The sequence below is a fragment of the Pseudomonas fjordensis genome (genome assembly GCF_976987115.1).
Window position 1 is genome coordinate 464394 of sequence record NZ_OZ336860.1, and the last position, 14687, is coordinate 479080.

The window sequence follows — 14687 nt, forward strand, 5'->3', positions numbered from 1 at the left end:
GCTTGGGGCGTCATTCGCGAGCCTTGAACAAGCCGACCGAATGCAAGGTGCCTGGCAGCAGTCAGGCGAGATGACAGCCGGTATGACAGGGAAAGTTTTGGGGAGTTTTATGGGAAAGGGATTTTTCAGGCGAAAAGTCGACACGGTGTTGGGGGTCGATATCAATGACAGCGGTATCAAGCTGATCGAACTGGGCCGTTCATCCGGCGGTTTCAGCGTCCAGGGCTACGTCACCCAAGTGCTGCCGCCCCACGCGGTGGTCGATGGCACCCTGCTGGACCTGGAGTGTGTGGGTCTCGTGCTGCAACAGGCACTGTCGCGCCTGGGTTCCTCGGCCCGATACGCCGCCGTGGCGGTTGCAGGCCCGTCGGTGATTACCCGGCTGATTGACATGGACGCCGGCCTGAGCGACGAGGAAATGGCCTGGAAGATCCAGATGGAAGCCGACCAGTTCATCCCTTATCCATTGGATGAAGTGGCCATCGACTTTCAGGTTCAAGGGCCATCGGTTCAAGGCCCGCAGTGGGTAGAGGTGATGCTGGCGGCGTGCCTGCGCGAGCAGGTCGAAGCGCGCGAGGCGGTTTTGGCCATGGCGGGGCTGGTGCCGCGAGTGGTCGATGTAGAAGGGTTTGCATTGCAGCGCGCTTGCCTTCAGGATTTTGCCAGCTTCACGCCGGGTCACAGAGTCGATGGTGCACAATGGGCCTTGGATGCCCAAGGGATGGGAGTAGCTTGCGGGCTGGCCCTGAGGAGTTTCGCTGGATGACACGAATCAATCTTTTGCCTTGGCGCCAGGCGCTGGCGGAGCGCAGGCGCAAATACCTGTTGGTGCTATTGCTGGCGTTTGCCTGCGTGGCGCTCGCGGCATTGTGGTTGGCTGATCAAGTGATCGACCAGGCGATAGACCGGCAGGTCAGCCGCAACAGCCGCCTGGAAGAGCACATCGCCACCCAGGACTCGCGCATCAAGACCATCGACGATCTTCAGGAGCGAAGCCAGCAACTGGCCGAACGCATGAAGGTGGTTCAGGACCTGCACGATGCCCGCTCTTCAGGGGCCCGATTGTTCGAGCAATTGGCTCGTGCGGTGCCCGAAGGTGTTCATCTGCATGAGGTGGTTGCGAACGGCGACACCATCAGCATCCGCGGCACAGCTGAAAGCAACCAGGATATCGCCCGTTTGATGCAGCAGCTCAAGCCAGCCCAGGGCTCCAGTTCGACCCGTCTGCAGCGCGTGCAGGCCGAAGGTGCGCGCGGCGAAAGTGAATTCCAATTGATGGTTCGCCAGGGGGAATCCAGCGAGGCGCAACCATGAGCCTGCCCAGGCTCGATTTTTCCACGCTCTCTGACAACGCTGCTAAATGGTCCCTGCCGGGCAAGGTGCTGCTTGGCTGTGCGCTGGCCGGCCTGGTGCTGGCGATAGGCGAGGTTTCGCATGGCGGGCCGCAGCGGGAGCGATTGCACGGGCTTGAGGCGCGGGAGCAGGCGCTGCAGCAGCAACTCACAGAAAAGACCGGCTTGGCCGCCAGCCTTGAGCTGCGCACCCAGCAGGTGCGGAGTATGGAAGACAACGTTGCCAGCCTTCTCGGGCAATTGCCCGGCGAGTCCGAGGTGCCTGCCGTGCTGGAAGACCTGGCCCGGCTGGCGGCTGCCCATGGGGTGTGGGTTGAAGGCATCAATGTGCTGGATGAAATGCCTCGCCAGCTCTATGTCGAACAACCCATGCAGATAGCGCCTCCGGGGCTTACCACGACCTGGCGACGTTTGTCAGTGCCTTGGGTGGGTTGCCTCGGGTAGTCACCGTGCAGGACGTTACGCTTGGGCATCAGGGCGCCTTGCTGCGTCTGGACATGCTCGCCAAGACCTATCGCAGCGCCCAGCAAAACGGCAAGGCCCGTCAGGTACTCGATCTCGGGCCGCCATTTGTCTACGCCCCGTCGTCCCTGCGCGACCCGTTCAAGGCGCCTGCCTTGCAAGCAGTCCATGTGCCCGGCCGGCCCGCTCTTGCACCGGATTTCACCCGGCCACGTGGGCTGTTGGAGGGTATGCGGCTGGAGCAGTTCGAAATGGTCGGCACTCTGTCCAGGGGTGTGCAGGCTTTCGCCTTGCTGCGCGCTGGAGCCAGGGTGTATCGACTGGCGGTGGGTGATTATCTGGGGCCGGATCATGGCCAGGTCACGGCCATTCAAGACGCGGCTGTCGAGCTGGTGGAGCTGTTTCCCGATGGACAGGGCGCTTGGTTGCAACGCCCGCGAACCCTTGTGCTGAACGTCAACTCATAACGGAATCAAACAATGAAAAGGACCTTCTCGTCCTTCGGTGTGGCGCTATGGATAGCGTTCACGGCACCGATGGCTACTGCTGTGCCCAATCGCCTGGAGCTGATCCAGCTGCCGCCGCCCGACAGTGCCTCGTCGGTCAGCTATACAGGCGCCAAACTGACTCTGAACTTCCAGGACATCGCCCTGCGCGCGGTATTGCAGCAAATCGCCGATGTCGCCGGGCTCAACCTGGTGACCAGCGATGAGGTGCAGGGCTCGATCACCTTGCGGCTCAAGGATGTGCCCTGGGACCAGGCGCTGGACCTGGTGCTGCAAACCAAGGGCTTGGACAAGCGGGTCAAGGCGGGCGTGTTGCTGGTGGCGCCCGCCGATGAGTTGGCTGCTCGCGAGCTGTTGATACTGGAGTCGCGCAAGCAGATGGCTGAGCTGGCGCCCTTGCGGCGGGAGCTGCTGCAGGTCAATTACGCCAAGGCTGCCGACCTGGCCAAGCTGTTTCAGTCGGTGACCGGCTTTGAGGGCGCCACCGATGAGCGCGGTTCGGTGGCGGTGGATGACCGCACCAACAACATCATTGCCTACCAGACTGGCGAGCGGCTCGAAGAACTGCGGCGCATCGTGGCGCAACTGGATATCCCCGTACGCCAGGTCATGATCGAGGCGCGGATTGTGGAGGCCAATGTCGACTACGACAAAAGCCTGGGTGTGCGCTGGGGTGGGCGGCTCACCCGTGGCAGTGGCGGCGTTGGCGGTATTGCCAAGCCGCAGGCAGACGGCGCCGAGCCGCCGCAAAACCCGCCCAGTTCACCCTTTGTCGACTTGGGGTCGCTGGCCGGAACCTCCGGCCTGGGGATCGCCTACATCACCGACAACCTGTTGTTGGACCTTGAGCTGACCGCCATGGAAAAAACCGGCAACGGTGAAATCGTCTCGCAACCCAAAGTCGTCACCTCCGACAAAGAGACGGCGCGCATCCTCAAAGGCACCGAAATTCCTTATCAGGAATCCACCTCCCAGGGCGCCACCTCGGTGTCGTTCAAGGAGGCTTCGCTGTCGCTGGAGGTCACGCCGCAAATCACCCCCGACGACCATGTGATCATGGCGGTCAAGGTCACCAAGGATGAGCCCGATTACCTGAACCGGCTCAATGATGTGCCGCCGATCAAGAAAAACGAGGTCAACGCCAAGGTTCTGGTCAGGGATGGCGAGACCATCGTCATTGGCGGGGTTTTCTCCAATACCCAAAGCAAAGTGGTAGATAAAGTGCCATTTTTGGGCGATGTGCCGTATCTTGGCCGCCTTTTCCGGCGCGATGTGCTGGCGGAGAAAAAATCCGAGCTGCTGGTATTCCTGACTCCGCGTATCATGAATAACCAGGCGATTGCTGTGAGTCGTTGATTCTGTGCGAAATTTGATTCTTGTAGGGCCGATGGGGGCTGGAAAAAGCACCATCGGCCGTTTGCTGGCCAAAGAGCTGCGCCTGCCGTTCAAAGATTCCGACAAGGAAATTGAATTGCGCACGGGTGCCAATATCCCATGGATCTTCGATAAAGAAGGCGAACTGGGCTTTCGTGACCGCGAGCAGGCGATGATTGCCGAGCTGTGCGGCTGCGATGGCGTGGTATTGGCGACCGGCGGTGGCGCTGTCATGCGCGATGAAAACCGTCGGGCGCTGCATGCCGGTGGTCGCGTGGTGTATTTGCACGCATCGGTCGAACAGCAGGTGGGCCGTACCGCCCGTGATCGCAATCGCCCGTTGCTGCGCACTGCCGACCCGGCCAAAACCCTGCGGGACCTGCTGGCGCTGCGCGACCCGCTGTATCGGGAAATCGCCGATCTGGTGGTAGAAACCGATGAGCGGCCACCTCGGATGGTCGTACTCGACATCCTTGAGCGCCTGCAACGGTTGCCACCCCGTTAAAGCCTGGCCCGAAATGCGCTATTCTCGGCGGCGCGCCATCACCTTGTAAGGTATGGCGTAGAGCCACCAGGCGGTGTCGAGATATCGACAGTGCCGGTCGTCACTCCATCTTCAACGCGGGGACACATGCAGACACTTAAGGTCGATCTAGGCGAGCGCAGCTACCCGATCCACATTGGCGCAGGTCTGTTGGACCAGCCCGAACTGCTTGCGCCGCATATTGCCGGCCGGCAGGTGGCGATCATCTCCAACGAAACGGTCGCGCCGCTGTATCTTGAGCGTTTGAGCCGCAGCCTGGCGGCATACTCGGTGATCTCCGTGGTGTTGCCTGACGGCGAAGCCCACAAAAACTGGGAAACCCTGCAACTGATCTTTGATGGCCTGCTGACTGCGCGCCATGACCGTCGAACCACCGTGGTCGCCTTGGGCGGCGGTGTGATTGGCGACATGGCCGGTTTTGCCGCGGCCTGCTACCAGCGCGGCGTGGATTTTATCCAGGTGCCGACCACCTTGCTGTCCCAGGTCGACTCGTCGGTGGGCGGCAAGACCGGTATCAACCACCCGCTGGGCAAGAATATGGTCGGCGCGTTCTACCAGCCCCAAGCTGTGTTGATCGACACGGCCACCCTCAACACCTTGCCGCCGCGCGAGTTGTCGGCGGGCCTGGCGGAAGTCATCAAGTACGGGCTGATCTGCGATGAGCCGTTCCTGACCTGGCTGGAAGAGCACATGGACGCCTTGCGCGGCCTCGATCAGGTAGCGCTCACCGAAGCGATTTCCCGCTCCTGCGCGGCCAAGGCGCTGGTGGTCAACGCCGACGAGCGCGAGTCCGGTGTGCGGGCCACGCTGAACCTGGGCCACACCTTCGGCCATGCGATCGAAACGCACATGGGCTATGGTGTGTGGTTGCATGGGGAAGCCGTAGCGGCTGGCACCGTGATGGCATTGGAGATGTCGCAGCGCCTGGGCTGGATCAGCGCCCAAGAGCGTGATCGCGGTATCCGCCTATTCCAACGTGCCGGTTTGCCGGTTGTTCCGCCTGCGGAGATGACCGAGGCGGATTTCCTTGAACATATGGCGATAGACAAGAAAGTGATCGACGGTCGACTTCGACTGGTACTGCTGCGCCACATGGGCGAAGCCGTGGTGACCGACGATTATCCAAAAGAGATTCTACAGGCCACGCTGGGAGCGGATTACCGCGCCCTGGCCCAGCTCAAAGGTTAATAAGACCCGATGACTAGTTTGCATGCCGACGAGGCGTTCCTCGGCCATTACCACTTGAGCCACGACCCCTTTGCTCCACGGGTGCCGGGTTTCAAATTCTTCCCCGCCCAGCGCAAACCGGTGCTTGGGCAGTTGCATCACCTCGCGCGCTACAGCCAGTTGCTGCTGGTGGTCACCGGTCCTCTGGGCAGCGGCAAGACCTTGCTGCGCCAGGCGCTGGTGGCCAGCACCAACAAACAATCGGTGCAGAGCGTGGTGGTATCGGCCCGCGGTGCCGGTGATGCGGCTGGCGTACTGCGCCAGGTAGCGCAGGCGTTGGACGTCTCCAATGCCGAGCCGAATGCGATTCTCAAGCAGGTGGTGCAACTGGGCCTGACCGGCCAGGAAGTCTACCTGCTGGTAGACGACGCCGAGCAGCTCGACGAGTCCGCCCTGGAAGCGCTGCTGGCGCTGGCGGCGGGTACGCCGGAAGGTCGCCCGCATGTGTTCCTGTTCGGTGAGTCGTCGCTGATCGCCGATCTGGAGCAGATCAGTGGTGAGCAGGAGCTGTTCCACGTCATCGAGTTGCAGCCGTACGAAGAGGAAGAAACCCGCGAATACCTGGCACAACGCCTTGAAGGCGCCGGGGCGGGTATCGAACTTTTCACCGCTGCGCAGATCTCTGATATTCACGAAAGCTCCGATGGCTGGCCTGGAAACATCAACCAGGTTGCCCGCGATGCCATGATCGAAGCCATGATTGCCAGCCGCTCTGCGGTCAAGCGTCCAAAGATGGGGTTCACTATGCCTAAGAAGCACGTATTGGCTATTTCCGCCGTTGTCGTGGTCGCTGTTGCCGCCGCCTGGTTGATCCCGGGCCGCAACAAAGCACCGACAACCACCGGCGCGCCAACCGAACAGGCGCAGTTGCCACTGGGCAAGCCCACGCCAAACGTCGAATTTGCCAACTCCGGCCAACCGACCAACCTGCCGATGGTCGGCCAACCTGTGATGCGCGGCCCTCTGGCCGAAGAAGCCGGTGGCATCTCCGAAGGCGACGACGGTGTGCCGGTGGAAGGCTCCAGCGCTACGCCGCCAACCGTGACCACCACCGCACCACCTGCGGGCGTACCGGCTGGTGTGCCAGCGACGCCGGTTGCACCGGTCGCCAAGCCTGCTCCGACGCCGGCGCCGACCGTTGCTACCGCCAAGCCTGCTCCGACGCCGGCGCCGACCGTTGCTACCGCCAAGCCTGCTCCGGTGGCCAAGCCTGTTGCACCGGCGCCAGCCGCCAAACCAGCCCCGGCCGCCAAGCCTGCGGAAAAACCAGCCGCCACCGTCGCCAAGGCCGGCGCTGCTGGCAGCAGCTGGTACAGCAGCCAGCCTACCGGCAACTTTGTGGTACAGATCCTCGGCACCAGCTCCGAAGCCAACGCCCAGGCGTTCGTCAAAGAGCAGGGCGGCCAGTACCGTTATTTCAAGAAAGTGCTCAACGGCAAGCCTCTCTACGTGATCACCTACGGCAGCTTCCCAAGCCGCGCCGCAGCCGATTCTGCCATCAAAGCCTTGCCAGCGAAGGTTCAGGCTGGTAAACCTTGGCCTCGCACTGTTGCCAGCGTTCAACAAGAACTGGCAGCAACTCGCTGAAGATCCGGCGGCCTTACCCAGGCCGCCCTCCCGGCACCTCAAAAAAATCCGCAAGTGCGTGCAGTCTCCCGAGACCGCGCGCTTTGTGGTGTCTGCGTCACAGTGGCTTTTGAGTCGTAGCGGTCAAAATTAAAAAAGTTTTGACTAGCACAGCATATCGCTTTAAACCTTTCATAAATGCGACATAGATTTGCGACATTTCGTCGCTAAATTTGTGAGCGTCTGTGTCGGTGTGTACAATGACCTCCCTTTTGCCCCCGCTAAGCCGGCGTACGTTCGGCGTGGAAGGTAACCGGTTGAATTGAAAAGAAATTTGCCTCGGTAAAAGAGGCAGCCTGGTGAGAAAGTGTCTATGAAAGCAGGTCTGTACCAACCCGATGAATTCAAGGATAACTGCGGTTTCGGCCTGATAGCCCACATGCAGGGCGAACCCAGTCATACCCTTTTGCAAACGGCCATCGAGGCCCTGACCTGCATGACCCACCGCGGTGGGATCAACGCCGACGGCAAGACCGGTGACGGCTGTGGCTTGCTGATTCAAAAGCCCGACCAGTTCCTGCGCGCTGTCGCCCAAGAGCAATTTGCGGTCGAACTGCCCAAGCAGTACGCCGTGGGCATGGTGTTTTTCAACCAGGACCCGGTAAAGGCCGAAGCCGCTCGCGAGAACATGAACCGCGAGATCGCCGCCGCCGGCCTGCACATCGTCGGCTGGCGCAAAGTGCCCATCGACACCAGCGTACTCGGCCGCCTGGCCCTGGAGCGCCTGCCGCAGATCGAACAAGTGTTCATCGCAGGCGATGGCCTGAGCGACCAGGACATGGCGATCAAGCTGTTCACGTCCCGTCGTCGTTCGTCGGTGCTCAACGCCGCCGACACCGACCACTACATCTGCAGCTTTTCCCACAAGACCATCATTTATAAAGGCCTGATGATGCCGGCGGACCTCACCGCCTTCTATCCAGACCTGAGCGATGAGCGCCTGCAAACCGCGATCTGCGTGTTCCACCAGCGCTTCTCCACCAATACCCTGCCGAAATGGCCGCTGGCCCAGCCATTCCGCTTCCTCGCCCACAACGGCGAGATCAACACCATCACCGGCAACCGCAACTGGGCCCAGGCCCGTCGCACCAAGTTCGCCAACGATTTGATGGACCTCGAAGAGCTCGGCCCGCTGGTCAACCGCGTGGGTTCCGACTCCTCCAGCATGGACAACATGCTCGAACTGATGGTCACCGGCGGCATCGACCTGTTCCGTGGCGTGCGCATGATCATTCCGCCTGCGTGGCAGAACGTCGAGACCATGGACCCGGACCTGCGTGCGTTCTACGAGTACAACTCGATGCACATGGAGCCGTGGGACGGCCCGGCCGGCGTGGTCATGACCGACGGCCGCTACGCGGTGTGCCTGCTTGACCGTAACGGCCTGCGCCCGGCGCGCTGGGTGACCACCACCAACGGTTTCATCACCCTCGCCTCGGAAATCGGCGTGTGGGACTACAAGCCAGAAGACGTGATCGCCAAAGGCCGTGTCGGCCCTGGCCAGATCCTGGCGGTAGACACCGAAACCGGGCAGATCCTCGACACCGATGCCATCGACAACCGTTTGAAGTCGCGTCACCCATACAAGCAATGGCTGCGCAAGAACGCCCTGCGCATCCAGGCGACCATGGAAGACAACGACCACGGTTCGGCTTTCTACGACGTCGACCAGCTCAAGCAATACATGAAGATGTACCAGGTCACGTTCGAAGAGCGCGACCAGGTGCTGCGCCCGCTCGGTGAGCAAGGCTACGAGGCCGTCGGCTCCATGGGCGATGACACGCCAATGGCCGTGCTGTCCCAGCGCGTGCGCACGCCGTACGACTATTTCCGCCAGCAGTTCGCGCAGGTGACCAACCCGCCGATCGACCCGCTGCGTGAAGCCATCGTGATGTCCCTGGAAGTGTGCCTCGGTGCCGAGCGCAACATCTTCCAGGAATCGCCTGAGCATGCGTCCCGCGTGATCCTCAGCTCGCCGGTCATTTCCCCGGCCAAGTGGCGCTCGCTGATGACCCTGGAGCGTCCAGGCTTCGACCGCCAGATCATCGACCTGAACTACGACGAAAGCCTGGGCCTTGAAGCCGCGGTGCGTAACGTTGCTGACCAGGCTGAAGAGGCCGTGCGTGCCGGTCGTACCCAGATCGTACTGACCGACCGCCACATCGCGCCTGGCAAGTTGCCGATCCACGCCTCCCTGGCGACCGGCGCGGTGCACCACCGCTTGACCGAAAAAGGCCTGCGCTGCGACTCCAACATCCTCGTGGAAACCGCCACCGCCCGCGACCCGCATCACTTTGCGGTGCTGATCGGTTTCGGCGCTTCGGCGGTGTACCCGTTCCTCGCGTACGAAGTGCTGGGTGACCTGATCCGTACCGGTGAAGTGCTGGGCGACCTCTACGAGGTGTTCAAGAACTACCGCAAGGGCATCACCAAGGGCCTGCTGAAGATCCTGTCGAAGATGGGCATCTCCACGGTCACCTCGTACCGTGGCGCGCAGTTGTTCGAAGCCATCGGCCTGTCCGAAGAAGTCTGCGAGCTGAGTTTCCGTGGCGTGCCAAGCCGCATCAAGGGTGCGCGTTTCGTCGACATCGAAGCCGAACAGAAAGCCCTGGCCTTGGAGGCCTGGAGCGCGCGCAAGCCGATCCAGCAAGGTGGCCTGCTCAAGTTCGTGCACGGTGGCGAATACCACGCCTACAACCCGGACGTGGTCAACACCCTGCAAGCCGCTGTGCAGCAGGGCGACTACGCCAAGTTCAAGGAATACACGAGCCTGGTGGATAACCGCCCGGTGTCGATGATCCGTGACCTGTTCAAGGTGAAAACCCTGGACACGCCGATGGACATCAGCCAGGTCGAGCCGCTGGAGTCGATCCTCAAGCGCTTTGACTCCGCCGGTATTTCCCTGGGCGCCTTGTCGCCGGAAGCTCACGAAGCCCTGGCCGAAGCCATGAACCGCCTGGGTGCGCGTTCCAACTCCGGCGAAGGCGGCGAAGACCCGGCGCGCTACGGCACGCTCAAAAGCTCGAAGATCAAGCAGGTGGCCACCGGCCGTTTCGGTGTGACCCCGGAGTACCTGGTCAATGCCGAGGTGCTGCAGATCAAGGTTGCCCAAGGCGCCAAGCCGGGTGAGGGCGGGCAATTGCCAGGCGGCAAGGTCAACGGCCTGATCGCCAAGCTGCGTTACGCCGTACCGGGCGTGACCCTGATTTCGCCACCGCCGCACCATGACATCTACTCGATTGAAGACTTGTCGCAGCTGATCTTCGACCTCAAACAAGTCAACCCGCAGGCCCTGGTCTCGGTGAAACTGGTGGCAGAAGCCGGCGTCGGCACCATTGCCGCCGGTGTGGCCAAGGCCTATGCCGACCTGATCACCATCTCCGGCTACGACGGCGGCACCGGCGCTTCGCCGCTGACCTCGATCAAGTACGCCGGTGCACCCTGGGAGCTCGGCCTGGCCGAAACCCACCAGACCCTGCGCGGCAACGACCTACGCGGCAAGGTGCGGGTACAGACCGACGGCGGCCTGAAAACCGGCCTCGATGTGATCAAGGCCGCAATCCTCGGCGCCGAAAGCTTCGGCTTCGGCACCGCGCCCATGATCGCCCTGGGCTGCAAATACCTGCGCATCTGCCACCTGAACAACTGCGCCACCGGCGTGGCGACTCAGAACGAAAAACTGCGCAAGGATCACTACATCGGCACCGTCGACATGGTGGTGAATTTCTTCACCTACGTCGCCGAAGAGACCCGTGAGTGGCTGGCCAAGCTGGGCGTGCGCTCGCTGGAAGAGCTGATTGGTCGCACCGACCTGTTGGACATCCTCGAAGGCCAGACTGCCAAGCAACAACATCTGGACCTCACGCCGTTGTTGGGCAGCGATCACATCCCGGCAGACAAGCCACAATTCTGCCAGGTGGACCGCAACCCACCGTTCGACAAAGGCCTGTTGGCCGAGAAAATGGTCGAAATGGCCGGCGCCTCGATCAACGACGCCAGCGGTGGCGAGTTCGCCCTGGATATCTGCAACTGCGACCGCTCCATCGGCGCACGCATCTCCGGCGAAATCGCGCGCAAGCACGGCAACCAGGGCATGGCGAAAGCGCCGATCACCTTCCGCTTCAAGGGCACTGCGGGCCAGAGCTTCGGCGTGTGGAACGCCGGTGGCCTGCACATGTACCTGGAAGGCGACGCCAACGACTACGTGGGCAAGGGCATGACCGGCGGCAAGCTGGTCATCGTTCCGCCGGCTGGTAGCGTGTACAAGACCCAGGACAGTGCCATCATCGGCAACACCTGCCTGTACGGCGCCACCGGTGGCAAGCTGTTTGCCGCAGGTACCGCCGGTGAGCGTTTCGCCGTGCGTAACTCCGGTGCCCACACCGTGGTGGAAGGCACTGGCGATCACTGCTGCGAGTACATGACCGGAGGCTTTGTCGCGGTACTGGGCAAGACCGGTTACAACTTCGGTTCGGGCATGACCGGCGGTTTCGCCTACGTGCTCGATCAGGACAACACCTTCGTCGACAAGGTCAACCACGAGTTGGTCGAGATCCAGCGCATCAGCGGCGAAGCCATGGAATCCTACCGGAACCACTTGCAGCACGTGCTGGACGAGTACGTCGAGGAAACCGGCAGCGAATGGGGTCGTAACCTCGCCGAAAACCTCGATGATTACCTGCGTCGTTTCTGGCTGGTCAAGCCCAAGGCTGCCAACCTGAAATCGTTGCTTTCCAGCATCCGTGCCAACCCGCAGTGATATGCGCCTGAACAGTTTGATGAGGTTTTAACATGGCTGAACGTCTGAATAACGACTTCCAGTTCATCGATGTCGGGCGCAAAGATCCGAAGAAGAAACTGTTGCGTCAACGCAAGAAAGAGTTCGTGGAGATCTACGAACCCTTCAAACCCCAGCACTCGGCCGACCAGGCCCACCGTTGCCTGGGGTGCGGTAACCCGTATTGCGAATGGAAGTGCCCGGTGCACAACTTCATTCCCAACTGGCTCAAACTGGTGGCCGAGGGCAACATCCTCGCCGCCGCCGAGCTGTCGCACCAGACCAACACCCTGCCGGAAGTCTGCGGCCGGGTGTGCCCGCAAGACCGCTTGTGTGAAGGGGCGTGCACCCTCAACGACGGTTTTGGCGCGGTAACCATCGGTTCGGTGGAGAAGTACATCACCGACACCGCGTTCGCCATGGGCTGGCGCCCGGACATGTCCAAGGTCAAGCCGACCGGCAAGCGCGTCGCGATCATCGGCGCGGGCCCGGCAGGCCTTGGGTGTGCCGACGTGTTGGTGCGTGGCGGCGTGACCCCGGTGGTGTTCGACAAAAATCCGGAAATCGGTGGCCTGCTGACCTTCGGTATTCCTGAGTTCAAGCTGGAAAAAACCGTACTGAGCCACCGTCGTGAAGTGTTCACCGGCATGGGTATCGAGTTCCGCCTCAATACCGAAATCGGCAAAGACATCACCATGGAGCAATTGCTCGCTGAATACGATGCCGTGTTCATGGGCATGGGCACCTACACCTACATGAAGGGCGGCTTTGCCGGTGAGGACTTGCCGGGCGTGTATGACGCGCTCGACTTCCTGATCGCCAACGTCAACCGCAACCTGGGCTTTGAAAAGTCGCCGGAAGATTTCGTCGACATGAAGGGCAAGAAGGTCGTGGTACTGGGCGGTGGCGACACCGCGATGGACTGCAACCGCACGTCGATCCGCCAGGGCGCCAAGTCGGTGACCTGTGCTTATCGCCGTGACGAAGCCAACATGCCCGGCTCGCGCAAAGAGGTGAAGAACGCCAAGGAAGAAGGCGTGAAGTTCCTCTACAACCGCCAGCCGATCGCCATTGTCGGTGAAGACCGTGTGGAAGGCGTGAAGGTGGTCGAGACTCGTCTTGGCGAACCGGATGCCCGTGGGCGTCGCAGCCCCGAGCCGATTCCGGGTTCCGAAGAGATCATCCCGGCCGACGCCGTGGTCATCGCCTTCGGCTTCCGCCCAAGCCCGGCGCCGTGGTTCGAGCAGTTCGAAATCCAGACCGACAGCCAGGGCCGCGTTGTAGCCCCGGAACAAGGCCAGTACAAGCACCAGACCAGCAACCCGAAAATCTTCGCCGGTGGCGACATGGTGCGCGGGTCTGACCTGGTAGTAACCGCGATCTTCGAAGGCCGTAACGCCGCCGAAGGTATCCTGGACTACCTGCAAGTCTGATCCCGATCCCCAGTTGAAATGGGGATCAACAATGTGGGAGCGGGCTTGCTCGCGAATGCGGTATATCAGTCACCAGATGTTTCGACTGGGCCACCGCTTTCGCGAGCAAGCCCGCTCCCACATTGGTTTTGCGTTGTGTTCATGTCCGCGACAAATTGACCCGATAGACAAAAGGCACGGTGCATTCCGTGCCTTTTGCGTCGCGCTCTGAGAAAATGCCCGCACTTTTTTTGCGGATGCCGACATGACTGCCCTCAAGAACGACCGTTTCCTTCGTGCCCTGCTCAAGCAACCCGTAGACGTCACCCCGGTGTGGATGATGCGTCAAGCTGGTCGCTACCTGCCGGAATACCGCGCCAGTCGCGCCAATGCGGGCGATTTCATGAGCCTGTGCATGAACCCGGAGTTCGCCTGCGAAGTCACGATGCAGCCGCTGGACCGCTACCCACAACTGGACGCGGCCATCCTCTTCTCCGATATCCTCACCATCCCCGACGCCATGGGCCAAGGCCTGTACTTCGAAACCGGCGAAGGCCCGCGTTTCAAGAAAGTCGTCAGCACCCTGGCCGATATCGAAGCCCTGCCGATCCCTGATCCACACAAAGACCTGGGCTACGTGATGGACGCTGTCAGCACCATCCGCCGCGAGCTCAACGGCCGCGTGCCGCTGATCGGCTTCTCCGGCAGCCCATGGACCCTGGCCACCTACATGGTCGAAGGCGGCTCGTCGAAAGACTTCCGCAAGACCAAGGCCATGCTCTACGACAACCCGCAAGCCATGCACCTTTTGCTGGACAAGCTGGCGCAGTCGGTCACGTCCTACCTCAACGGCCAGATCATGGCGGGCGCCCAAGCGGTACAGATTTTCGACACCTGGGGTGGCAACCTGTCGGCGGCGGCGTACCAGGAGTTCTCCCTGGCCTACATGCGCAAGATCGTCAGCGGCCTGATCCGTGAACACGAAGGCCGCAAGGTTCCGGTGATCATGTTCACCAAAGGCGGCCTGTGGCTGGAAAGCATCGCCGATGCTGGTGCCGATGCATTGGGTCTGGACTGGACCTGCGACCTTGGTGAAGCGCGCCGCCGCGTCGGCAACCAGGTGGCCCTGCAAGGCAACATGGACCCGACCGTGCTGTACGCCAAGCCAGAAGCGATCCGTACCGAGGTAGGTCGCATCCTCGCCAGCTATGGCAAGGGCACCGGGCACGTGTTCAACCTCGGCCACGGCATCACCCCGGAAGTGAACCCGGAGCATGCCGGTGCGTTCCTGCGCGCAGTGCACGAACTGTCGGCGCAATACCACGAATGACGAAAAAGCCCGGTTTGAAGCCGGGCTTTTTCATGGATGAACACAAAACAAATGTGGGAGCGAGCTTGCTCGCGAAT

General features: G+C 61.5%; 8 protein-coding genes and 2 pseudogenes. All 10 read left to right on the forward strand.

Features of this window, described 5'->3' with window-relative positions; all coding sequences use genetic code 11:
* The first annotated feature begins 109 nt into the window (after positions 1-109).
* On the forward strand, positions 110-766 hold the full coding sequence (gene pilM, locus ACWHXD_RS01995; RefSeq protein ID WP_032893951.1) for a type IV pilus assembly protein PilM: 657 nt from the start codon (positions 110-112) through the stop codon (positions 764-766).
* The gene (locus tag ACWHXD_RS02000; RefSeq protein ID WP_056782692.1) at positions 763-1314 is read left to right on the forward strand and encodes a PilN domain-containing protein; all 552 of its coding nucleotides are present in this window, start codon (positions 763-765) and stop codon (positions 1312-1314) included. The genes pilM and ACWHXD_RS02000 overlap by 4 nt, the downstream gene beginning before the upstream one ends.
* Positions 1311-2281, forward strand: a pseudogene (locus ACWHXD_RS02005) (pilus assembly protein PilP). Before ACWHXD_RS02000 ends, ACWHXD_RS02005 begins: the two are co-directional and overlap by 4 nt.
* A gap of 141 nt (positions 2282-2422) precedes the next feature.
* Positions 2423-3676, forward strand: a pseudogene (locus ACWHXD_RS02010) (type IV pilus secretin PilQ); the annotation flags it as partial.
* 4 nt (positions 3677-3680) lie between these two features.
* The gene (gene aroK, locus ACWHXD_RS02015; protein ID WP_003187914.1) at positions 3681-4199 is read left to right on the forward strand and encodes a shikimate kinase AroK; all 519 of its coding nucleotides are present in this window, start codon (positions 3681-3683) and stop codon (positions 4197-4199) included.
* A 126-nt stretch (positions 4200-4325) separates the two neighbouring features.
* Entirely contained in the window at positions 4326-5426 is a 1101-nt protein-coding gene (gene aroB / locus ACWHXD_RS02020; protein ID WP_032893944.1) for a 3-dehydroquinate synthase, read from the forward strand.
* Positions 5427-5435: 9 nt separating this feature from the next.
* A complete protein-coding gene (locus ACWHXD_RS02025; protein WP_138761717.1) occupies positions 5436-7052 on the forward strand; it encodes an SPOR domain-containing protein in 1617 nt (538 codons plus the stop codon).
* Positions 7053-7404: 352 nt separating this feature from the next.
* Positions 7405-11850 carry a glutamate synthase large subunit gene (gene gltB, locus ACWHXD_RS02030; protein WP_032893942.1) on the forward strand — a complete coding sequence of 1482 codons (4446 nt, stop codon included), beginning with the start codon at positions 7405-7407 and terminating at the stop codon, positions 11848-11850.
* A 32-nt stretch (positions 11851-11882) separates the two neighbouring features.
* The gene (locus tag ACWHXD_RS02035; RefSeq protein WP_003187920.1) at positions 11883-13301 is read left to right on the forward strand and encodes an FAD-dependent oxidoreductase; all 1419 of its coding nucleotides are present in this window, start codon (positions 11883-11885) and stop codon (positions 13299-13301) included.
* Positions 13302-13545: 244 nt separating this feature from the next.
* Entirely contained in the window at positions 13546-14610 is a 1065-nt protein-coding gene (gene hemE / locus ACWHXD_RS02040; RefSeq protein WP_499083494.1) for a uroporphyrinogen decarboxylase, read from the forward strand.
* Positions 14611-14687: the final 77 nt, after the last annotated feature.

Coding starts and splice junctions, on each gene's coding strand:
- ACWHXD_RS02000 (WP_056782692.1), top strand. CDS start 763: ATGACACGAATCAATCTTTTGCCTTGGCGCCAGGCGCTGGCGGAGCGC.
- gltB (WP_032893942.1), top strand. CDS start 7,405: ATGAAAGCAGGTCTGTACCAACCCGATGAATTCAAGGATAACTGCGGT.
- ACWHXD_RS02025 (WP_138761717.1), top strand. CDS start 5,436: ATGACTAGTTTGCATGCCGACGAGGCGTTCCTCGGCCATTACCACTTG.
- pilM (WP_032893951.1), top strand. CDS start 110: ATGGGAAAGGGATTTTTCAGGCGAAAAGTCGACACGGTGTTGGGGGTC.
- aroB (WP_032893944.1), top strand. CDS start 4,326: ATGCAGACACTTAAGGTCGATCTAGGCGAGCGCAGCTACCCGATCCAC.
- ACWHXD_RS02035 (WP_003187920.1), top strand. CDS start 11,883: ATGGCTGAACGTCTGAATAACGACTTCCAGTTCATCGATGTCGGGCGC.
- hemE (WP_499083494.1), top strand. CDS start 13,546: ATGACTGCCCTCAAGAACGACCGTTTCCTTCGTGCCCTGCTCAAGCAA.